Origin of the sequence: Kineococcus rugosus (assembly GCF_050871975.1) — a bacterium.
Classification (GTDB): domain Bacteria; phylum Actinomycetota; class Actinomycetes; order Actinomycetales; family Kineococcaceae; genus Kineococcus.
This window is the reverse complement of the sequence record NZ_JBJLSJ010000010.1, coordinates 1-19,613: the sequence shown is the minus strand read 5'-3', so window position 1 is coordinate 19,613 and position 19,613 is coordinate 1. Positions and strand designations below refer to the sequence as shown.

General features: G+C 74.5%; 19 protein-coding genes and 1 pseudogene. 6 read left to right on the top strand and 14 right to left on the bottom strand.

Going from position 1 to position 19,613, the window contains the following annotated elements; genetic code table 11:
- Window positions 1-41: 41 nt before the first annotated feature.
- Window positions 42-641 (bottom strand): DUF4031 domain-containing protein, encoded by a 600-nt coding sequence (locus ACRYM6_RS07315; protein ID WP_432542161.1) that lies wholly within the window; start codon window positions 639-641, stop codon window positions 42-44.
- A 184-nt stretch (window positions 642-825) separates the two neighbouring features.
- Here ACRYM6_RS07315 and ACRYM6_RS07310 point away from each other — a divergent pair, with 184 nt between their 5' ends.
- Entirely contained in the window at window positions 826-1,116 is a 291-nt protein-coding gene (locus ACRYM6_RS07310) for a WXG100 family type VII secretion target (RefSeq protein ID WP_432542160.1), read from the top strand.
- 60 nt (window positions 1,117-1,176) lie between these two features.
- Here ACRYM6_RS07310 and ACRYM6_RS07305 read toward each other — a convergent pair whose 3' ends face one another.
- Entirely contained in the window at window positions 1,177-1,326 is a 150-nt protein-coding gene (locus tag ACRYM6_RS07305; RefSeq protein ID WP_432542159.1) for a hypothetical protein, read from the bottom strand.
- A 216-nt stretch (window positions 1,327-1,542) separates the two neighbouring features.
- Between ACRYM6_RS07305 and moaA the strand changes: the two genes are divergently transcribed.
- Complete coding sequence (moaA, locus tag ACRYM6_RS07300; RefSeq protein WP_432542287.1) at window positions 1,543-2,598, top strand: GTP 3',8-cyclase MoaA; 1,056 nt, start codon at window positions 1,543-1,545, stop codon at window positions 2,596-2,598.
- A gap of 29 nt (window positions 2,599-2,627) precedes the next feature.
- Window positions 2,628-2,885, top strand: a complete 258-nt coding sequence (locus tag ACRYM6_RS07295; protein WP_432542158.1) for a MoaD/ThiS family protein — start codon at window positions 2,628-2,630, stop codon at window positions 2,883-2,885.
- Window positions 2,886-2,898: 13 nt separating this feature from the next.
- Here the strand turns inward: ACRYM6_RS07295 and ACRYM6_RS07290 are convergent, their stop codons facing one another.
- The 5 genes from ACRYM6_RS07290 to ACRYM6_RS07270 are packed head-to-tail and all read right to left on the bottom strand — an operon-like array spanning window position 2,899 to window position 7,625.
- Window positions 2,899-3,567, bottom strand: coding sequence for a FadR/GntR family transcriptional regulator (locus ACRYM6_RS07290; protein WP_432542157.1), 669 nt, complete (start codon window positions 3,565-3,567; stop codon window positions 2,899-2,901).
- Window positions 3,564-4,694, bottom strand: a complete 1,131-nt coding sequence (locus ACRYM6_RS07285) for an L-talarate/galactarate dehydratase (RefSeq protein ID WP_432542156.1) — start codon at window positions 4,692-4,694, stop codon at window positions 3,564-3,566. The genes ACRYM6_RS07290 and ACRYM6_RS07285 overlap by 4 nt, the downstream gene beginning before the upstream one ends.
- 30 nt (window positions 4,695-4,724) lie before the next feature.
- A complete protein-coding gene (locus tag ACRYM6_RS07280) occupies window positions 4,725-6,164 on the bottom strand; it encodes a flavin-containing monooxygenase (RefSeq protein ID WP_432542155.1) in 1,440 nt (479 codons plus the stop codon).
- Complete coding sequence (locus ACRYM6_RS07275; protein WP_432542154.1) at window positions 6,161-7,156, bottom strand: FO synthase; 996 nt, start codon at window positions 7,154-7,156, stop codon at window positions 6,161-6,163. Before ACRYM6_RS07275 ends, ACRYM6_RS07280 begins: the two co-directional genes overlap by 4 nt.
- 16 nt (window positions 7,157-7,172) lie before the next feature.
- Window positions 7,173-7,625 carry a molybdenum cofactor biosynthesis protein MoaE gene (locus ACRYM6_RS07270; RefSeq protein ID WP_432542153.1) on the bottom strand — a complete coding sequence of 151 codons (453 nt, stop codon included), beginning with the start codon at window positions 7,623-7,625 and terminating at the stop codon, window positions 7,173-7,175.
- Between the two features lie 52 nt (window positions 7,626-7,677).
- Between ACRYM6_RS07270 and cofC the strand changes: the two genes are divergently transcribed.
- The 3 genes and pseudogenes from cofC to ACRYM6_RS07255 all read left to right on the top strand — a co-directional run bounded on the left by cofC (window position 7,678) and on the right by ACRYM6_RS07255 (window position 10,243).
- Window positions 7,678-8,364 (top strand): 2-phospho-L-lactate guanylyltransferase, encoded by a 687-nt coding sequence (gene cofC / locus ACRYM6_RS07265; protein WP_432542152.1) that lies wholly within the window; start codon window positions 7,678-7,680, stop codon window positions 8,362-8,364.
- Window positions 8,361-9,641: pseudogene (gene cofG / locus ACRYM6_RS07260) on the top strand (7,8-didemethyl-8-hydroxy-5-deazariboflavin synthase CofG); the annotation flags it as partial. The gene cofC and the pseudogene cofG, both read left to right, overlap by 4 nt.
- A gap of 11 nt (window positions 9,642-9,652) precedes the next feature.
- Entirely contained in the window at window positions 9,653-10,243 is a 591-nt protein-coding gene (locus ACRYM6_RS07255; RefSeq protein WP_432542151.1) for a suppressor of fused domain protein, read from the top strand.
- A 41-nt stretch (window positions 10,244-10,284) separates the two neighbouring features.
- On the opposite strand, the gene ACRYM6_RS07250 is transcribed toward ACRYM6_RS07255, so the two are convergent.
- From ACRYM6_RS07250 to groL, 7 genes are all read right to left on the bottom strand, one after another.
- The gene (locus tag ACRYM6_RS07250) at window positions 10,285-11,343 is read right to left on the bottom strand and encodes an ABC transporter permease subunit (protein WP_432542150.1); all 1,059 of its coding nucleotides are present in this window, start codon (window positions 11,341-11,343) and stop codon (window positions 10,285-10,287) included.
- A complete protein-coding gene (locus ACRYM6_RS07245; RefSeq protein WP_432542148.1) occupies window positions 11,340-12,410 on the bottom strand; it encodes an ABC transporter permease in 1,071 nt (356 codons plus the stop codon). The genes ACRYM6_RS07250 and ACRYM6_RS07245 overlap by 4 nt, the downstream gene beginning before the upstream one ends.
- Window positions 12,407-13,960, bottom strand: a complete 1,554-nt coding sequence (locus tag ACRYM6_RS07240; protein ID WP_432542147.1) for a sugar ABC transporter ATP-binding protein — start codon at window positions 13,958-13,960, stop codon at window positions 12,407-12,409. Before ACRYM6_RS07240 ends, ACRYM6_RS07245 begins: the two co-directional genes overlap by 4 nt.
- A gap of 79 nt (window positions 13,961-14,039) precedes the next feature.
- Window positions 14,040-15,011 (bottom strand): ABC transporter substrate-binding protein, encoded by a 972-nt coding sequence (locus ACRYM6_RS07235; protein ID WP_432542146.1) that lies wholly within the window; start codon window positions 15,009-15,011, stop codon window positions 14,040-14,042.
- A gap of 115 nt (window positions 15,012-15,126) precedes the next feature.
- Entirely contained in the window at window positions 15,127-16,209 is a 1,083-nt protein-coding gene (locus ACRYM6_RS07230; RefSeq protein WP_432542145.1) for a LacI family DNA-binding transcriptional regulator, read from the bottom strand.
- A 512-nt stretch (window positions 16,210-16,721) separates the two neighbouring features.
- On the bottom strand, window positions 16,722-17,504 hold the full coding sequence (locus tag ACRYM6_RS07225) for a ferritin-like domain-containing protein (protein WP_432542144.1): 783 nt from the start codon (window positions 17,502-17,504) through the stop codon (window positions 16,722-16,724).
- A 160-nt stretch (window positions 17,505-17,664) separates the two neighbouring features.
- Entirely contained in the window at window positions 17,665-19,293 is a 1,629-nt protein-coding gene (groL, locus tag ACRYM6_RS07220; protein WP_432542142.1) for a chaperonin GroEL, read from the bottom strand.
- Window positions 19,294-19,613: the final 320 nt, after the last annotated feature.

Genomic DNA, 19,613 nt, shown 5'->3' with positions numbered 1-19,613 from the left:
CGTCGTCCCGGCCGGGGTCGGCTACGCGGTCGGCCGGGCGGTCAGCCGGGGGTCAGCAGCGGCACCCACCACCGGTCGGTCGCGGGGACGGGCGCGCCGGGTCCGGCGTCGAGGCCCGCGCCGGGTCCGACGAGGAGCCCGTCGTGCCGCAGGTCGTAGCCGGCGGGGGTCCGCAGCCACCAGCGGCGGAACCCGGCGACGCCGGCGCCGGGAGTCGCGTGCAGGTGGGGGGTGACGGGCAGGTCGCCGTCGGCGGTCAGGACGAGCCGTCCGGCGCGCAGGTGCGCGAGGCGGTGGGTGCCGTGGGGCGCCGGGACGGTCGCGGCGCGCACGACGTCGACGCGGTGCCCGTCGACGACGGTGGAGCTCAGGACCTTCTCACCGCGGCGCTTGGGGGTGCGCAGCCCGGCGGCGCGCAGCCGCGCGAGCAGTTCGCGGGTGGTGACGAGCTCGGCGCCGAGGGCGACGGCTTCGGGGACGCGCTCGACGGGGACGTCGTAGTGGTCGCCCTCGCAGGCGCGCGGCGGGATGCCGAGGAGCCGGGCGAAGCGGTGCAGCTCGGCGGCGGAGGTGTCGCTGGCCAGGTGGGCCCACGTCCGTCCGTGGGCGGGGATCGCCGCGGTGTCGACCATGACGCTCATCGGACGCTCACCGGACGCTCATCGGGCTGCTCACGGCCGGGGCGTCGGCGTCCGCACAGGCGCCGGGTGGGCGCGGGGACCGGCCGCGCTGTGGACGGGCGCGCCGCGGGGGTGGGGTCACGGGCCTACGTTCCTCCGCACCAGCAGTCGGGTCCGCGGTCGTCGCGGGAGTGAGGAGCATGCCATGAGCCGGTTCGAGGTCGACAGCGCGCGCGTGGAGCAGGCGGGGACGGCGGTGGCGGCCTCGGCGGGCAACCTCGCGGCCGAGGTGGAGGCCATGACGCGGCACCTGCTGGACCTGGAGTCGTGCTGGAAGGGGCAGGCGGCCAGCGGTTTCCAGGCGCTGTCGGCGCAGTGGCGCGTCACGCAGGACCGGGTGCGGGCGTCGCTGGAGGACATCCAGCGGGCGCTGGCGCAGGCCGGCCGGCAGTACGCCGAGGTCGAGAGCGCGAACGCCCGGATGTTCGGGTCCTGACGGGCGGGACGCACGAGGACCCCGCACGGTGGGTGCGGGGTCCTCGTGGTCGTGACCGGGTCAGGCGGCTCGGGCGAGCGGCGCGTGCGCCCCGGGGATGCTCCAGCGCATCTCCAGGTGCGGGCGGCCCGACGTGTCGCGGACCGTCACCCAGTGCATGGCGGGCGCGGTGCTCGTCTGCTGACTGGCCTTCGTGGCGATGTCGTTCATGTGCCACCTCCTGTTCATCTGGTGTTTACCTTAACCCATCGGCGCGGTCGTGACCAACCTGTGGCGCGCTTCACTAGACGTGACGAAGGCCACACGGAGGATCACCGAGCGTCGGCGGCGTCGGGACCGCGGCGGTGCGCGACTTACGCTGGGCGCGTGAGCACGGTCGATCTGGGCGTCCCCCGCGTGCGGCCCCCGGCAGCGGACGGGGGCGCCGTGGCGCTCCCACCGGCCGAGGACCCGCGCTTCCGGACCGGCGACCTCCTGGACCGGCACGGGCGCACGGCGCGGGACCTGCGGGTCTCCCTGACCGACCGCTGCACGCTGCGCTGCCACTACTGCATGCCGCCCGAGGGCCTGCCGTGGCTCGAGGACTCCGCCGTCCTCACCGACGGCGAGATCATCCGCCTGGTCCGCCTCGCCGTCACCGACCTGGGCATCCGCGAGGTGCGCTTCACCGGCGGGGAACCGCTGCTGCGCAAGGGGTTGGAGGACATCGTGGCCGCCACGGCGCGACTGCGGACCCCGGACGGCCGGCCCGTGCGGACCTCGCTGACGACCAACGGGCTGGGCCTGGCCCGCCGCGCGCGGGCCCTGGCGGCGGCCGGGCTGACCCGGGTGAACGTCTCCCTGGACACCCTGCGGGCCGACCGCTTCGCGCGCATCACGCGGCGCGACCGGCACGCCGACGTCCTCGCCGGCCTGGCCGCGGCCGCCGAGGCGGGCCTGGCCCCGGTGAAGGTGAACGCCGTCCTGCTGCGCGGCACCAACGACGACGAGGCCGCCGACCTGCTGCGCTGGGCGCTGGAGCACGGGTACCGGCTGCGCTTCATCGAGCAGATGCCGCTGGACCCGCACGGCAGCTGGCAGCGCTCGGACATGGTGACCGCCGACGAGATCCTCGCTGCGCTGCAACGGGAGTTCACCCTCGCCGCGCAGCCGGGGTCGGCCCGCGGAGCCGCACCGGCCCAGACCTGGGACGTCCTGGACGCGGCCGGGGCGCGCGTGGGCGACGTCGGGGTGATCGCCTCGGTGACGCGGCCCTTCTGCGGCGACTGCGACCGCACCCGCCTGACCGCCGACGGGCAGGTCCGCACCTGCCTGTTCTCCACCACCGAGACCGACCTGCGGACGGCGCTGCGCGCGGGCGCCGACGACGCGGCCCTCGGCGCGGCGTGGCGGGCGGCGATGTGGGGCAAGCTGCCGGGCCACGCCATCGACGACCCGTCGTTCCTGCACCCCACGCGCCCGATGAGCGCGATCGGCGGATGACCCGCACCCCCCGGGAAGGTGAACGGAAGGTGAACGACGCGATGACCCTGTCGGTCCGGTATTTCGCCGGCGCCGCCGAGGCCGCCGGCCGCGAGGCCGAGGAGGTCGCGCTGGGGCCGGCCTCGACCCTGGGCGACCTCGTCGCCGCCCTCGGTGCCCGCGGCCCCGCCCTGGCCCGCGTGCTGGCCGCGTCCAGCTTCCTGCTCGACGGGGTCAGCGCCCGCGCCGAGGACCGGCTGGAGCCCGGCGCCACCCTCGACGTGCTGCCGCCCTTCGCCGGCGGCTGAGCCCCCGGGCCGGTCAGCCGCCCGCGAGGCGGACCGCGGAGTTGACCAGGTGCACCCGCATCGCCGCCCGCGCCGTCTCGGCGTCCCCGCGCTCGAGCGCGGCCACGATGGAGCGGTGCTCGGCCTCGACCGGCGGGGTGCCGTCGGAGCCGGGTCGCAGCCGTGCGGAGGGCATGGCGATCATCGGCTCGCCGAGGGTCTCCAGCAGCCGGCCGAGGTAGCGGTTGCCCGAGGCGGCCGCGACCGCCAGGTGGAAGCGGAAGTCGGCGTCCACGGCCTCGGCCGGGCGCGCCGCGGCCGCCTCGAACGCGCTCGCCGCCCGGCCGATCGCGGCGAGGTCGTCGTCGGTGCGCCGCCGCGCGGCCAGCGCCGCGGCCTCGGTCTCCACGGCCGTGCGGAACTCCAGGAGCTCGGCCCGCTCGGCCGCCGAGCGCAGCCCCCCGACGTCGACCCCGAAGGACCGCCCGCTGGGCCGGGCCAGGACGAAGGACCCCCGCCCCCGCAGCGTCTCCACGAGCCCGGCGGCCTGCAGCCGGGAGACGGCCTCGCGCACGACGGTGCGCGAGACCCCGAACTCGGCGACCAGCTCGCTCTCGGACCCGATCGCCTGCCCCGGCACCAGCGCACCCTCCTCGATGCGGGTGCGCAGGGCGTCCACGAGGGTCTGGGTGCGGGTCGTCACGCGCGGCCGAACCCGACGCGGTCGGTGGTCCAGGCGCGGGCCTGCTCGCTGAGGGTGAACCCCAGCCCGGGGCGGTCCGGGACGAGCATCCGGCCCTCGACCGTCTCCAGCCGCTCCTCGAACAGCGGGTTCAGCCACTCGAAGTGCTCGACCCACGGTTCGCGCGGGTAGGCCGCGGCCAGGTGCAGGTGGATCTCCATGGCGAAGTGCGGGGCGAGGTCCAGACCGGCCTGGTCGGCCAGGGCCTCCAGCCGCAGGAACGGGGTGATGCCCCCGATGCGCGGGGCGTCGGGCTGGACCACGTCGGCCGAGCGGTGCTCGACGAGGGCCAGGTGCTCCCCGACGCTGGACAGCATCTCGCCGGTGGCGATCGGGGTGTCCAGCGCCCGCGCGAGGTCGGCGTGCCCCACCGCGTCGTAGGCGTCGAGGGGTTCCTCGATCCACACCAGGTCGAACTCCTCCAGGGCCCGGCCCATCCGCAGCGCGGAGGTGCGGTCCCACTGCTGGTTCGCGTCGACCATGAGCGGGACGTCGGGGCCGAGGTGCTCGCGCACGGCGGTCACCCGGCGCAGGTCCTCGCGCCGGTCCGGCTGCCCGACCTTGATCTTGATGCCGCCGATCCCGGCGGCCAGCGACTCGTCGGCGCGGGCCAGGACCTCCTCCAGCGGGGCGTGCAGGAAACCCCCGGAGGTGTTGTAGGTGCGGACCGAGTCGCGGTGGGCGCCGAGGAACTTCGCCAGCGGCAGCCCGGCCCGCTTGGACTTCAGGTCGTACAGCGCGATGTCGATCGCGGCCAGCGCCTGCGTGGCGACGCCGCTGCGCCCGACGGAGGCCCCCGACCACAGCAGCTTGGTGTAGATCTTCGCGATGTCGTTGGGGTCCTCCCCCAGCACGTCGGCCGCGACCTCGCGGGCGTGGGCGTACTGGGCCGGGCCGCCGGCGCGCTTGGAGTAGCTGAAACCGGTGCCGGACAGGCCCTGCTCGGTGCTGACCGTGGCGACGAGGAACACGATCTCGGTCATGGGCCGCTGCCGGCCGGTGAGGACCTTGGCGTCGCTGATCGGACGCTCCAGCGGCAGGGTCAGGGTGGACAGCTCGACGTGGCGGATGCGATCGACGGTGGTCACTCACTCATCGTACAAGTCGAGTTACTTGTCCTACAAGAAGGGCGCGGGGTCGAACGTGCCGTTGCGGCGGCGGAACTCCGTGGCCGTGTCCGGCCACAGCAGCGTCAGCCGGCCGCTGCGCTCGTCGACGTACCAGCTGCGGCACCCGCCCCGCAGCCACACCGACTCCCCCGCCATCGCGTCGATCCGCGCCGTGTACTCCTGCTGCGCCGCCAGGCTCACCTCCAGCGGCCGCCCCGAGGCGGCGAGGTGGTCCAGCGCCCCCAGCAGGTACCCGATCTGGCTCTCGATGACGTGCACCGCCGAGTTGTGCCCCAGGCTCGCGTTCGGCCCGTCCAGCACGAACAGGTTCGGGAAACCGTGCACGACCGTCGAGGCGTGCGACACCATGCCGTCCGCCCACGCCTGCGCCAGCGACGTCCCGCCGCGCCCGGTCACCCGCCGCGCGTACGGCTGCACCGTCGAGTGGAAACCCGTCGCCAGCACCAGCGCGTCCAGCCGGTGCCGCGCACCGTCGGCCGTCAGCACCGCACCGGGCCCGGCCGACCGCACCGCCGACGGCACCAGCGTCACGTCCGGACGGGTCAGCGCCGGGTAGAAGTCGTCCGACAGCAGCACCCGCTTGCAGCCGATCTCGTAGTCCGGGGTCAGCGCCGCCCGCAGCCCCGGGTCGGCCACCGACGCCCGCAGGTGCTCGCTCGCCCTGCGCCGCAACGCCTCCAGCGCGACCGGTTCCAGCCGGCGCGCCCCCAGCCCGCGTTCCATCTCCGCGAACGTCGCCTCCCGCACCTCCCGCGCGCGCCGCGGGTCCCCCGCGAAACCCGCCCGCTCGGCCGCGCTGAACGGCCGGTCCCCGCGCGGGACGATCCACGCCGGGCTGCGCTGGAACACGCTCACGTGCCCGGCGACGCCCGCCAGCTCCGGCACCACCTGCACCGCCGAGGCACCCGTCCCCACCACCCCGACCCGCCGGCCGGCCAGGTCGGCCGAGTGGTCCCAGCGCGACGTGTGGAACACCGGCCCGGCGAAGGAGTCCAGCCCCTCCACGTCGGGGACCCGCGGCTCGGTCAGCCGCCCGGCCGCCATCACCAGCACCCGGGCCCGCACCGTCCCCGTCGTGGTCGTCAGCACCCAGCACCCCGCCCGGTCCCACCGCGCCCGCAGCACCTCGCACCCCAGCCGCAGGGCCCCCGCGACCTCCGCCGCCCGCGCCCGCAGGTACCGCTGCACCTCCGCGCCGGGGGCGAACACCCGCGACCAGCCCGGCTCGGGGGCGAAGGAGAACGAGTACAGGTGCGACGGGACGTCGCACGCCACGCCCGGGTAGGTGTTGTCCCGCCAGGTCCCGCCGACCTGCGCGGCGCGCTCGAGGACGACGAAGCTCTCCCGGCCGCGCCGGGCCAGGCGGATCGCCGTCCCCAGCCCGGCGAACCCCGCCCCGACCACCGCGACGTCGAGGACCCCGCTCACGCGGGGACGGGTTCGCCGTACCGGGTGCTGCGCTGCCGCAGCGGCCGCCCCGCGCGGCCCGCGAGCGCCGCGGCGCCCTCGCGCGACAACGTGGTGCCGGCCTCCTGCCCGGCCGCGGGGTCGCGCTCGCCGTCGAGCAGCAGACCGCCCAGGTCGTCGGCCCCGCCGCGCAGCAGCTGCACGACGAGGTCCGCGTCGTGCTTGGGCCAGGCCGCCTGCACGTGGTCGACGGCCCCGTCCAGCAGCAGCCGGGCCACCGCGTGCAGCGCCCGGGTCGCGCGCGCCGACGGGGGCCGCAGCGGGGAGGGCATCGCGATGAACTCGGTGATGCCTCCGGTCCCGCGGCCGATCGCGGCCAGCAGCCGCAGGTGCCGCACCTGCTGGGCCGCGGACTCCGGGCCGCCGTGCACGAGCGTGGACGTGGAGGTCAGCCCGGCGGCGTGAGCGGCGCGCAGCACCTCGACCCACCGGGCGACCGGCAGGTCGGGGACGCCGCCGTTGAGGACCGTCCGCACGTCGTCGTCGAGGACCTTCGCCGCCGTCCCCGGCACCGACCCCAGCCCGGCGTCGCGGGCCGCGCGCAGGAACGCCTCGACGGTGCTGCCGCGACGGTCGGCGGCCTCCAGCAGCTCGGGGACCCGGAAGGCGTGCAGGTGGACGTCGTGCTCGCGCACCGCGCGGACCAGGTCCAGGTACCCCTCGGGACCGGCCGCGGCCGGCACCGGGCCCTGGACGCAGACCTCGGTGGCGCCCAGCGCGACCGCCTCGGCGACCAGCTCGCGCACCAGCGGCAGGTCCGCGCCCACCCGGGTCCCGTCGAGGTTGCGGTTCACCACGAACGTGACGTCCTCGCCGACCCGCTCGCGGCGCAGGGCGTCGGCGACCGCGGCCAGCTCCTCCAGGTCCTCGCCGTCGGCGCCCAGCAGCGCGACCGCCTGCTCGTCGGTCAGCGCGCGGGGGGAGGTGGCGGCCACGGCGAGAGCTTCGAGCACCGCCCGAGGCTAACCCTCAGGGGCAGGCCACCCACTCGGAGGTGCCGTCGGTGAAGTGCTGGTGCTTCCACACCGGCAGCTCGTCCTTGACCTCGTCGACCAGCCGGGCGCACGCGGCGAACGCCTCGGCGCGGTGGGCCGCCGAGACCGCCACGGCCAGGGCCACGTCCCCGACCGCCAGGTGCCCCAGCCGGTGGCTGACCGCGACGGCGTCCACGTCGGCCCCCGCGCACACCCGCGCCACGACGCGGGCCAGGACGTCCGCGGCGGTGGGGTGCCCCACGTACTCCAGCTCCCGCACGCCGCGGCCGTGGTCGTGGTCGCGCACGACGCCGGCGAAGGTGACGACGGCGCCCGCGGCGGCGTCGCCCACCAGGGCGGCGTGCTCGGCGACGTCGAGGGGGTCGGCGCCCACCCGGGTGCGCACGACGCGGCGCGCGGGCGCGGTCAACCGCGCGGGGATCTCCACACGCGCCAGGGTAGGTGTTCCCCCGGCCGGGCCCGTGGGGGAGACTCCCCCGGTGACCCACGTGAGCGGCTGGCGGGTCGTCGTCCCGGTCAAGGGCGGTGACGAGGCGAAGTCCCGGCTCGCGCTGCCCCCCGGCGACCGCCGCGACCTGGCCCTGGCCATGGCGCTGGACTGCCTGGCGGCGTGCCTGGTCACGCCCGGCGTCGGGCTCGTGGTGTGCGTCAGCGACGACCCCGGGGTCCTGCGGGCGGCCCGCGCGGCCGGGACGGCCACCGTCTGCCCCGGCCGCCCCGGGCTGGACCGGGCGCTGGAGGCGGGCCTGGCGAGCCTGGAGCGGGGCCCGACGGCGGTGCTGCTGGGCGACGTGCCCGCGCTGCGCCCCGACGACCTCGCCGCCGCGCTGGCCGAGGCGCTGCGCGTGCCCGGTCCCGCCCTGGTCACCGACGCCGACGGCACCGGCAGCGTCCTGCTCGCCGACCGCGACGGCGACGTCCCGCACCGGTTCGGCCCCGGTTCGGCCGAGCGCCACGTGCGGGCCGGAGCGCGCCCGCTGACGGCGGCCCTGCCCTCGCTGCGCCGCGACGTCGACACCCTGGCCGACCTCGCGCAGGCCCTGGCCCTCGGCGTCGGCGCCCGCACCCGGCGCGCCCTGCCCCCCGGGCTGCACCCGCACGACCCCCCGCGCGCCGGCCACCCCGTCCGTGCCGACTGCCTGACCCCCGGAGAGAACCCGTCGTGAGCACCAGCCTCCCCGCCCCGCGCCGCCGGCACGCCGCCCCGCCCGAACCCGCTCCCGCGCCGTCGGCGGTCGCGGACGCCCTCGGGCGAGCCCGCGACGGGGCCCTGGACCGCGAGGGCGCGCAGGCCCTGCTGCACGCCCGCGGCGACGACCTCGACGCGCTGTGCGCGCTGGCCCGCCCGGTCCGCGACCAGACCCTCGCCCGCGCCGGGCACCCCGGGGTGATCACCTACTCCCGCAAGGTGTTCGTCCCCGTCACCCGGTTGTGCCGGGACCGCTGCCACTACTGCACGTTCGCCACCGTCCCGGGCCGGCTGCCCGTGGCGTACCTGTCCGAGGACGACGTCCTGGCCATCGCCCGCGACGGCGCCGCCGCCGGCTGCAAGGAGGCGCTGTTCACCCTCGGCGACGCCCCCGAGGACCGCTGGCCCGCGGCCCGCGACTGGCTGACCCGGCACGGCTTCGCCTCCACCCTGGAGTACGTCCAGCACCTGGCCCGCCGCGTCCTGGACGAGACCGGCCTGCTGCCGCACCTGAACCCCGGCGTCATGACGCACGAGGCGCTGCTGTCCTCCCGCCCGCTGGCCCCCTCGATGGGCATGATGCTGGAGACGACCTCGCGCCGGCTGTGGCTGGAACCGGGGCAGGTCCACCACGGCTCCCCCGACAAGGACCCCGACCTGCGGATGCGGGTCCTGCGCGACGCCGGCCGCGCCCGCGTCCCCTTCACCAGCGGCGTCCTGGTCGGCATCGGGGAGACCTACGCCGAGCGCGTCGACTCGATCCTCGCGCTCCGCGACGTCGCCGAGGAGTTCGACGGCCTCCAGGAGGTCATCGTGCAGAACTTCCGCGCCAAGGACGACACCGCGATGCGCGGCGAGGCCGACCTGGAGCACCCCGAGTACATCGCCACCCTCGCCGTCGCGCGGCTGCTGCTGGGCGCGGGGGTGTCGCTGCAGGCACCGCCGAACCTGTCCGACGCCGGCCAGCGCGAGCAGCTGCTCGCCGCCGGCGTCGACGACTGGGGCGGGGTCTCCCCGCTGACCCCCGACCACGTCAACCCCGAGCGGCCCTGGCCGCAGATCGACGACCTCGCCGCGACGACCCGGGCCGCCGGGTTCGAGCTCGCCGAACGGCTCACCGCCCACCCGCGGTTCGTGCTCGACGCCCTCGCCGGGCGCGACACCTGGATCGACGCGGGCCTGCACGGCGCCGTCGCGGCGCTCGCGGACCCGGCGACGGGCCTGGCCCGGGCCGCGGCCCGCCCCGTGGGACGGGTGGCCGCCTGATGCCGGAGGTCCCCCCGCCCACCGACGCCGAGGTGCGGATGGCGCGCTTCGTCGGTGAGCAGCTCATCCCCGACGGCCGCCCGGAGATCGAGGAGTTCCTCAGCCGCGACGAGTCGCTGTCGCTGGACGTGCTGACCGCCGCGGACGCCCCGTCGCCGGGTTTCACGTCCGTCTCGACGGTGTCGATGCACCGGTACCCCAACCTCGTCGGCAGCACCGACGTGCGGGTGGAGCTGGTGACCGTCCTGCAGGACGTGGAGCGGCGGCTGGCGACGGGCCTGCTGGTCGCCTCGGCGTTCGCCGCGGTGGGTGAGCCGTGGCCGCTGTCGCCGGGGACGGTGTTCCCCGGGATCGTGGCCGACCTGCTGGGCGGGCGCACCGAGCACCTGCTGTTCACCGCGCCGGGCAACTTCGCGCACCTGTCGCGCTACCCGCTGGAACCGGGGCTGGACGTGCACTGGCTGCAGGCGGTCCCGGTGCACGAGAGCGAGCGCCGGTTCCTGCTGGAGCGGGGGCTGGACGCCCTGGAGGAGGCGTTCGTGGCGGCCGAGGTGCCGTTCTACGACGTGCAGCGCGACGCGGTGGTCTGAGCCGCGGGGCGGCCCCCCGGGTGGGGGACCGCCCTCGCGGGTCACCGTCGCCGGCGGGCGGTGACGACCTTCTGCAGCACCACGAAGGCGAGCAGGACCGCGCCGATGAACACGCGGGTGTACCAGGAGTCCAGGCCCTCGCGGGCGATGAGGACCTGGATGAGCCCGTACACCACGACGCCCGCGCCGGTGCCCAGGACGAACCCGACCCCGCCGGACAGCAGCGTCCCGCCGATGACGACGGCGGCGATGGCGTCGAGCTCCATGCCGATCCCGGTGAGGTTGAACCCGGACTTGGTGTACAGCGAGAAGAGGATCCCGGCGATGCCGGCGCAGGTGCCGGAGATGACGTAGACCCCGATGCGGGTCCGCGCCGGGCGCAGGCCCATGAGTTCCACCGCGAGGCCCCGGTCCCCCGCCCCCAGGCCGTACACGCTGCGCCCGAAGCGGGTGTAGTGCAGCACGTACACGGCCAGCAGCAGCACGGCCACGGCGATGACCATGCTGGCGTTGATGCGCCACGTCTCCCGGCCCTGCCCGAACTTCAGGCTCCAGGACGCCAGCGCGGAGAACGACGGGTCGTCGATCTTCAGCGACTCCGTGCTGACGACGTTGGCCAGGCCCCGCGCCAGGAACATCACCGCCAGGGAGGCGATGAACGGCTGGATGTCGAAGACCTGCACCATCACGCCGATGAGCAGCCCGCAGCAGGTCCCGATGAGGACCCCCAGGACGAGCACCACCGGCAGCGGGACCCCGGCGGTGAACAGCTTCGCGGTGACGAGGCCGACGAGCGCCACCACCGCCCCCACGGACAGGTCGATGCCGCCGGCGAGGACGACGAAGGTCATGCCCACGGCCAGGACGAGCAGGTAGGAGTTGTCCAGGAGCAGGTTGGAGAACAGGCGCATGCTGAGGAAGTCGGCCCGGGAGGTGCTGTAGCGCTGCTGCCCCACCCCCAGCATGACGACGAGGGTCAGCAGCGTGCCGACGACCGGCAGGAACCGGCGGTCGAGGCGGTCGAGGAACCCGCGGACGCGCGTGTCGCGCCGGCGGACGGGGGCGCCCGAGGGGGCGGCCGGGGACAGTCCGGTGCTCACGCCGCCACCTCCACGGGGGCCGGTCGCTGGGGTCTGGGCGCGGGCCGGCGCCACCGCGCCCGCAGTCGCGGCGACGCCGCGACGCACACCGCGATGAGGACGAGGGCCTTGAACAGCGGGGTCGTCTGGCTGGGCAGCTCGAAGATGATGACGGCGCGTTCGAGGGTCGACAGCAGCAGCGCCCCGACGACGAGGCCACCGAGGTGGAACCGCCCGCCGTCCAGGCGGGTGCCGCCCAGGACGACCACCATGATCGCGTCGAGTTCCTTGAGGAGGCCGATGTTGTTGGCGTCGGCGGCCATCGTGGGTGCGCCGTAGACGATGCCGGCCAGCGCGGCCAGCACCCCGGCCAGGACGTAGACGGTCCAGGTGGTCGAGCGCGCCTTCACCCCGGCCAGCCGGCTCGCCTCGCGGTTGATGCCGATGGACTCCAGGAACATCCCCAGCGCGGTGCGGCGCACGGCGAGGGCGACGAGGACGAACACGACCCCGGCGATGACGACGGGCACCGGGACGCCCAGGACGAAACCGGAGCCGAGGAACTTGAAGGGCGGGCTGGTGACCGTGGTGATCTGCCCCTTGGTGATGAGCATCGCGATGCCGCGCCCGGCCACCATGAGGATCATCGTGGCGATGAAGGGCTGGATCCCCAGCGAGGTCACCATGAACCCGTTGAAGGCCCCGATGACCACCCCCAGGGCCAGGCCCAGCAGGACCGCGACCGCGACGGTCGACGGCGAGGTCGGGTCGGCGGCGCCGTCGAGGTAGGTCAGGGACACCGCCAGGGAGATGGCCATCACGGCGCCGACGGAGAGGTCGATGCCGCCGGTGGCGATGACCAGGCACATGCCCAGGGCCAGCAGCAGGGGCGTCGCGCTGTTGCGCAGCAGGTCCACCAGCTGGCCGTAGAGGTTGCCGTCGCGGGTGGCGACGTCGAGGAAGCCCGGGCTCTTCAGGCCGCAGGCCAGGAGCAGGACGACCAGGGCCAGCACCGGCCACAGCAGGCCGTGCTGGGAGACCCGCTGCAGCAGCGCGGACGGGTTCCCACGTGTCGGGGTGCCGCTCACGACGCCCTCACCTCCGTGTTCGCGATGGTTTCCAGGACGGTGTCGGTGGTGACCGTGGCGTCGTTGGCGATCTCGGCGATCTTCTGCCGGTCGCGCATGACGACGATGCGCTGGCTCAGGCGCAGCACCTCCTCCAGCTCGGAGGAGATGAACACGATGGACATGCCGTCGGCGGCCAGTTCGGCCACCAGGCGCTGGATCTCGGTCTTGGCGCCGATGTCGATGCCCCGGGTGGGTTCGTCCAGGACCATGAGGCGGGGGGCGGTGGCCAGCCACCGGGCCAGCAGCACCTTCTGCTGGTTCCCCCCGGAGAGGTTGCGGATGAGCGCGTTGGGGTTCGGCGGGTTGATGTTCAGGACGACCATGTACTTCTGGACGACCTCGTCGAGTTCCCGCTTGGGGATGCGCCGCCAGGTCCCGCGGCCGGCCTGCAGGGCCAGGGCGATGTTCTCCCGGACCGTGAGGTCGCCGATGATCCCCTCCTTCTTGCGGTCCTCGCTCGACATGGCGATGTGCCGGCGCAGGGCCGCGAGCGGGGTGGGCAGCTTCACGGGGCGCCCGCCCAGCGTGAGCGTCCCCCGGTCGGGGCGGTCGGCCCCCACCAGCAGCCGCGCCGCCTCGGAGCGGCCGGACCCCAGCAGGCCCGCGAACCCCACGATCTCCCCCGGGTACAGGTCGAGGTCGAACGGTTCCACCGCCCCCGAGCGCCCGATCCCCAGGCCCGTCAGCAGCGGGGTCTCGCGGGAGGAGTGGGTGGTGACGGCTGCGCGGGCCTGTTCCTCGATGCCGGCCAGGGCTTCCCCCGACCGCCCGATCATGTGGGAGATGAGTTCGCGCCGGGGCAGTTCGGAGGTCGGGAACTCCCCGACGAAGCGCCCGTTGCGCAGCACCGTCATGCGGTCGGAGAGCTCGTAGACCTGTTCCAGGAAGTGCGAGACGAACAGGATCGCGACCCCGGCGTCGCGCAGCTGGCGGATGACGCGGAACAGCTCGGCGACCTCGGCGCGGTCCAGGCTGGAGGTGGGCTCGTCGAGGATGAGGACCTTGGAGTCCACGACCAGCGCCCGGGCGATGGCGCACAGCTGCTGCACGGCGATGCTGTGCGAGGACAGCTGCGAGCGGACGTCGACGTCGAGGTTGAGGCGCTGCAGGTACCCGCGCGCGGCCCGGCGGGTGGCGGGCCAGTCGATGAACGGCCCGCGCCGGACCTCGTGGCCGAGCATGACGTTCTCGGCCACCGTGAGGTTCGCGCAGAGGTTCACCTCCTGGTAGACCGTGCTGATCCCGGCGGCCTGGGCCTGGCTCGGCCCGGAGAACCGGACCTCGCGGCCCTCCACGGTCATCCCGCCGTGGTCGATCCGGTTGACCCCGGTGAGCGCCTTGATGAGGGTGGACTTGCCGGCGCCGTTCTCCCCCATGAGTGCGTGCACCTCGCCCCGGCGCAGGACGAGGTCCACCCCGTCGAGGGCCTTCACCCCGGGGAAGGTGATGGTGATCCCGGTCATCCGCACGACGGCGTCACCCGTCGTGCCGTGCGTGTTCGTCGACATCTTCGGCCTTTCCGAGGTCGGGGTTCCCGAGGTCCGGGCGGCGTCGCGGGCGGTGCCGGAGACGCCGCGCCGGGGACCCTCAGTAGGCCCGGGCGTCCACGTCGGCCTGGGTGGTGGTCTGGTCGAACGCCTCGTCCTCGACGATGGTCTCCTTCGGGACGTCCTCGCCGGCGGCGACCTTCTTCACGAGGTCGGCGAGCTGGTCGCCGAACACCGGGTTGCACTCGACGACGTAGTTGAACTTCTTGTCCACCAGGGCCTGCAGGCCGTCGCGGACGCCGTCGACCGAGACGATCCTGACGTCCTCGCCGGGGGTCTTGCCGGCGGCCTCGATGGCCTCGACGGCGCCCAGGCCCATGTCGTCGTTGTGGGTGAAGATGAGGTCGGTCTCGGGGTAGGTCTGCAGCGCGGCCTCGACGGCCGTCTTGCCCTCGGCCCGGGTGAAGTTCCCGCTGGCCTTGCCGACGACCTGGTCGCCCACGACCGCGTCGAACCCCTTCTCGCGGTCGACCTGCGCCCCGGACCCGAGGGTGCCCTGGAGCTCGAAGACCTTGGCGTCGGGGGCGTTCTCCGCGACCCACTCCCCCGCGGTCCTGCCCTCCTGCTCGAAGTCGGCGCCGATCCAGGTGACGTAGGGGTCCTCGACGGTGGTGTCGACGGTGCGGTCGACCAGGACGACGGGGATCCCGGCGTCCTTGATCTCCTGCAGGACCTCGTCCCAGCCGGTCTCGATGACCGGGGAGAAGGCGATGACGTCGACGTCCTGGGCGACGAAGTCGCGCAGGGCCTTGATCTGGTTCTCCTGCTTCTGCTGGGCGTCGACGAAGTTCAGGTCGAACCCCGCGGCCTCGGTGAGGCTGGCCTTGACCGACTCGGTGTTGGCGGTGCGCCAGCCGCTCTCGGCCCCCAGCTGGGAGAAGCCGACGCTGATGGCGTCGTCGCCGGTGGCGGTGCCGGCCGCGTCCCCCCCGCCGCAGGCGGTGAGCCCGCACAGGGTGGCCAGGCTGACGGCGGCGATCAGGGAACGACGGGTGGGGCGGGGTGCGCGCATGAGCTCCTCCTAGAGCGGGGGCCGACTGCGATGTCTGGCCGCACTGGATTGTGAGCGCTCACAACACTCAGGGTCAAGCGGCTCGCGGTAACGGCGCCGTCACGGTGCCCCGGGGTCAGCGGCGGGGCGGCCCGCTGCTGGCCCGCACCGTGATCCGGGCGCCGACCAGCACCCCCTCGGCGGGCAGGTGGTCGATGGCCGCGGTCATGCGCTCCAGGCACCGCGCCCCCAGCGCGGCCCAGTCCGGCGTCACCGTGGTCAGGGGCGGGAAGAAGTGCTCCGAGCCCTCCACGTCGTCGAAGCCCACCACCGACACCTCGCGGGGGACGCTGACGCCGGCGTCGGCGAAGGCGTGCAGCAGACCCAGCGCGAGCTGGTCGTTCGCCGTGAAGATGGCGGTGGGCAGCGGCCGCACGTCCCGTTCCCCGAGCAGGCGGCGACCGATGGCGAACCCGGTCGAGGCCGTCCAGTCCCCCGGCACCGGGTCGCGCGGCACCGCTCCAGCCTGCAGCATCGCGTCCAGCCAGCCCCGCTCGCGGGCCCGGGCGTCCAGCCACTTCGGGGGCCCGCTGACGTGCAGGATGTCGGTGTGCCCCAGGTCGAGCAGGTGCCCGACCGCGAGCCCGGCGCCGGCGTACTGGTTGACCGCCACGGTGTGGATGTCGCCGTTGACCCGGGTGGGACCCACCATGACCACGGGCAGGCGCCGGCTGTAGTCCCGCACCGCCCGCACGGCCTCGTCGTGGGAGGCGATGACCACGACCCCGTCCACGCCCTGGTCCAGGAAGTGCTCCAGGGTCGCCTGGACCGAGGAGACCTCCCAGCGCGTGACGGTCGCGACCGAGACGTAGGTGCCCTGGCTGCGGGCCGCGTTCTCGACGGCGATCAGCGTCATGGTCGGCCCGAACAGCGGCGAGTCCTCGGTGATGACCCCGATCGCCCCCGTGCGGCGCGTCACCAGGGCGCGGGCCGCCTCATTGCGCCGGTAGCCGAGCTCGGCGATCGCCGCGCGCACCCGTTCCCGGGTGGCCTCCTTGACGTTGGGGTGGTCGTTGAGGACCCGGGAGACGGTCTGGTGCGAGACCCCGGCCAGCTTCGCCACGTCGCTCATCGCCGGCGGCCGGGACCCGCCGGTCTCGAACCCCGCGGGCTCGCGCTCCCGCTCGTCCCCGCCCACGCCGCGCAGCGTCTCAGACACGCCGGACGTCCTGGACGGTGCGCATGCGACTCCTTCGCCGTTGAGAGCGTTCACATCCTAGGGCGACCGGCGAGGAGAGGGAAGGAACGGGCGCTGCGGCAGGACGGACGGGGCGTCGGTGCGGTCGGAGGGGCGGGTCTCCCGCCGGACGGGGAGCCCCCGCGTCGACGACGTGCACCTCGGCGGTCGGGGCCGGCCCGGGCGGCGGCAGGAGCCTCGGCGGCTCCGCCTGCTCGTCCACCGAGTCAGCCGACCGGGCCCCAGTGCGCGAGGTCCCCGGCGGCCGACCCCGACACCCGCTGCACCGCGCACACCGAGGTCGACGGGCAGGCGCGGGTGTTCCCGGGGTCCCCGCCGGCACCGGAGGGGTGGGCGGACTCCGGCCGGGCGGACGCCCCCCGCCGATCTCGCAGCGGGGAGGGCTCCACGGCCACCGGGCGCCGCCCCCGCCCGCCCGTGACGCACCGGGGCCCCCCTCGAGCGCCCGCTCCGGCTCCCCCTGCCCGGGCCGCCTACTGGCGGTCGCTCTGGGCCCGGGTGCGGCTCTCGCTCTCCGCGATGCGCTCCTCGAGCGCGTCGTCGTTGAACTCCTCGGCCTGGACGGCCCCCGCGTCACCGGCGACCGGAGCGGTGCCGGTCGGGACGGTGCGCTCGCGCTCCAGGGAGTCCGCCGCCGCGGCCACGGCTTCCCCCTCCGCCCTGCGCTCGCCGACCTTGGCCGCCGCCGCGGCGGCCACTCCGACCGTCGCGGCGACCCCGGCGGCGATGCCGGCCTTGACCCCGCCGCTCATGCCCTCGACGGGCACGGCGATCCCGGTGGTGGCGATGCGCTCGGCCATGGCCTTGACCTTCGAGCCCGCGCTCTGCTCCGTGGCGAGGTTGGTCTCCAGCAGCGCCGCGACGGGGGCGGCGCCGCGGGCGCGGGCGTGGATCAGCAGCGTCTCGTAGACGGCCTGCTCGTGGTACTCGGTCTCCAGGGCGCCGGCGAGGATCACGGCGTCGACGAGGGAGTCGTCGGTCTTCTTGAGGTTGGCCTTCGCCTCGGCCGCGAGGGCCTTGGTCACCGGGCACGGGGAGTCGTCGACCTCCTCGCCCAGCAGGGCGAAGCACTGCTCGATCACCGTGATCTGCTGACGGGTCTCCTCGGCGTGCTCGGCCAGCAGCTGCTTGAGCTCGGGGCGGCGGGCGGAGTCCTGGAGGTCACCCAGCATGGCGAGGGTGTCCTTCTCCATGGTGAGTGCGGCTCCCAGCTTGTAGCTGAAGATCTCCTCGGGGGTGTTCAGGCGTTCGAACATCGTGCGCTCCTCCACGTCGGCCGTCCTGGTGCTGGCCAACCTGGCACGACGCGGACGACCTCGCCCGTCCGAACGGGCCCCGGGGAACGCCACGAGGGCGGCCCTCCGGCTGGAGGACCGCCCTCGCGGGTGGTTCAGGTGGTGCGGGGTGCGGCGGGACTCAGAAGTCCATGCCGCCCATGCCGCCGTCGCCACCGGCGGGGGCCGCAGCGGCCTTCTCCGGCTTGTCGGCGATGACGGCCTCGGTGGTGAGGAAGAGCGCCGCGATGGAGGCGGCGTTCTGCAGCGCAGAGCGCGTCACCTTGACCGGGTCGTTGATGCCGGCCTCGAGCAGGTCGACGTACTCGCCGTTCGCGGCGTTGAGGCCGTGACCGGTGGGCAGGTTGCTGACCTTCTCGGCCACGACGCCGCCCTCGAGACCGGCGTTGACGGCGATCTGCTTCAGCGGGGCCTGGATGGCGACCTTGACGATGTTCGCCCCGGTGGCCTCGTCCCCGGTGAGCTCGAGCTTGTCGAAGGCCAGCACGCCGGCCTGGATGAGGGCCACGCCACCACCGGCGACGATGCCCTCCTCGACGGCGGCCTTCGCGTTGCGGACGGCGTCCTCGATGCGGTGCTTGCGCTCCTTGAGCTCGACCTCGGTCGCCGCGCCGGCCTTGATGACGGCCACGCCGCCGGCCAGCTTGGCGAGGCGCTCCTGGAGCTTCTCGCGGTCGTAGTCGGAGTCGCTGCGCTCGATCTCGGCGCGGATCTGGCCCACGCGGCCGGCGATGGCGTCGGCGTCGCCGGCACCCTCGACGATGGTGGTCTCGTCCTTGGTGACGACGACCTTGCGGGCGCGGCCCAGCAGGTCGAGGTCAGCGGTGTCGAGCTTGAGGCCGACCTCCTCGGAGATGACCTGGCCACCGGTGAGGATGGCGATGTCGCCGAGCATGGCCTTGCGGCGGTCGCCGAAGCCCGGGGCCTTGACGGCGACGGACTTGAAGGTGCCGCGGATCTTGTTGACGACCAGGGTCGCGAGGGCTTCGCCCTCGACGTCCTCGGCGACGATGACGAGCGGCTTGCCCGACTGCATGACCTTCTCCAGCAGCGGGAGCAGGTCCTTCACCGTGGAGATCTTGGAGTTGAGGATGAGGATGTAGGGGTCCTCGAGCTCGGTCTCCTGACGCTCCGCATCGGTGACGAAGTAGGGCGAGATGTAGCCCTTGTCGAAGCGCATGCCCTCGGTGAGCTCGAGCTCGAGGCCGAAGGTGTTGCTCTCCTCGACGGTGATGACACCTTCCTTGCCGACCTTGTCGAGCGCCTCGGCGATGAGCTCGCCGATGGAGGCGTCACCGGCGGAGATCCCGGCGGTGGCCGCGATCTGCTCCTTGGTGGTGACCTCCTTGGCCGCGGCGAGCAGCTGCTCGGTCACGGCCTCGACGGCCTTCTCGATGCCGCGCTTGAGGCCCATCGGGTTCGCACCCGCGGCCACGTTGCGCAGACCCTCGCGGACGAGCGCCTGGGCGAGGACGGTGGCGGTGGTGGTGCCGTCGCCGGCGACGTCGTCCGTCTTCTTGGCGACTTCCTTGACGAGCTCGGCCCCGATCTTCTCGTAGGGGTCCTCGAGCTCGATCTCCTTGGCGATGGAGACACCGTCGTTGGTGATGGTGGGGGCGCCCCACTTCTTCTCCAGGACGACGTTGCGGCCCTTGGGGCCGAGCGTCACCTTGACCGCGTCGGCGAGCTGGTTCATCCCGCGCTCGAGGCCGCGACGAGCCTCTTCGTCGAAGGCGATGATCTTGCTCATGCCTGGTGTTCCTCCCAGAAGACGGGCGGTGGGTGGTCGGAACGGCGCCCGCGACGGACGGCCGGGGGCACCGGGGTCACGTCCCCCGGAGCCCGCAGGCCTCACCGGACCGGCCGGGGAGCTTCGCTCCCGGGTCGAGTGCAGTTGTCACTCTCGACTCGAGAGTGCCAACGCCAATGTTGGCACTCTCGGGGTGCGAGTGCAAACCCCCTCACCCGGGTCACGCCCCGGCGGACCACCCGCCCCGAGGAGCGGGACCGGGGCGGGGGGGGGTCCCCCCCCGGGCGCGCCGGGGGCGCTTTCGCGGACCCTATTCGCGA

Bases quoted from the DNA above. Each gene is read 5' to 3' on its own strand.
- ACRYM6_RS07315 (WP_432542161.1), bottom strand. From the start codon at position 641: ATGAGCGTCATGGTCGACACCGCGGCGATCCCCGCCCACGGACGGACG.
- ACRYM6_RS07310 (WP_432542160.1), top strand. From the start codon at position 826: ATGAGCCGGTTCGAGGTCGACAGCGCGCGCGTGGAGCAGGCGGGGACG.
- ACRYM6_RS07305 (WP_432542159.1), bottom strand. From the start codon at position 1,326: ATGAACGACATCGCCACGAAGGCCAGTCAGCAGACGAGCACCGCGCCC.
- ACRYM6_RS07255 (WP_432542151.1), top strand. From the start codon at position 9,653: ATGCCGGAGGTCCCCCCGCCCACCGACGCCGAGGTGCGGATGGCGCGC.
- ACRYM6_RS07240 (WP_432542147.1), bottom strand. From the start codon at position 13,960: ATGTCGACGAACACGCACGGCACGACGGGTGACGCCGTCGTGCGGATG.
- ACRYM6_RS07235 (WP_432542146.1), bottom strand. From the start codon at position 15,011: ATGCGCGCACCCCGCCCCACCCGTCGTTCCCTGATCGCCGCCGTCAGC.
- ACRYM6_RS07225 (WP_432542144.1), bottom strand. From the start codon at position 17,504: ATGTTCGAACGCCTGAACACCCCCGAGGAGATCTTCAGCTACAAGCTG.
- groL (WP_432542142.1), bottom strand. From the start codon at position 19,293: ATGAGCAAGATCATCGCCTTCGACGAAGAGGCTCGTCGCGGCCTCGAG.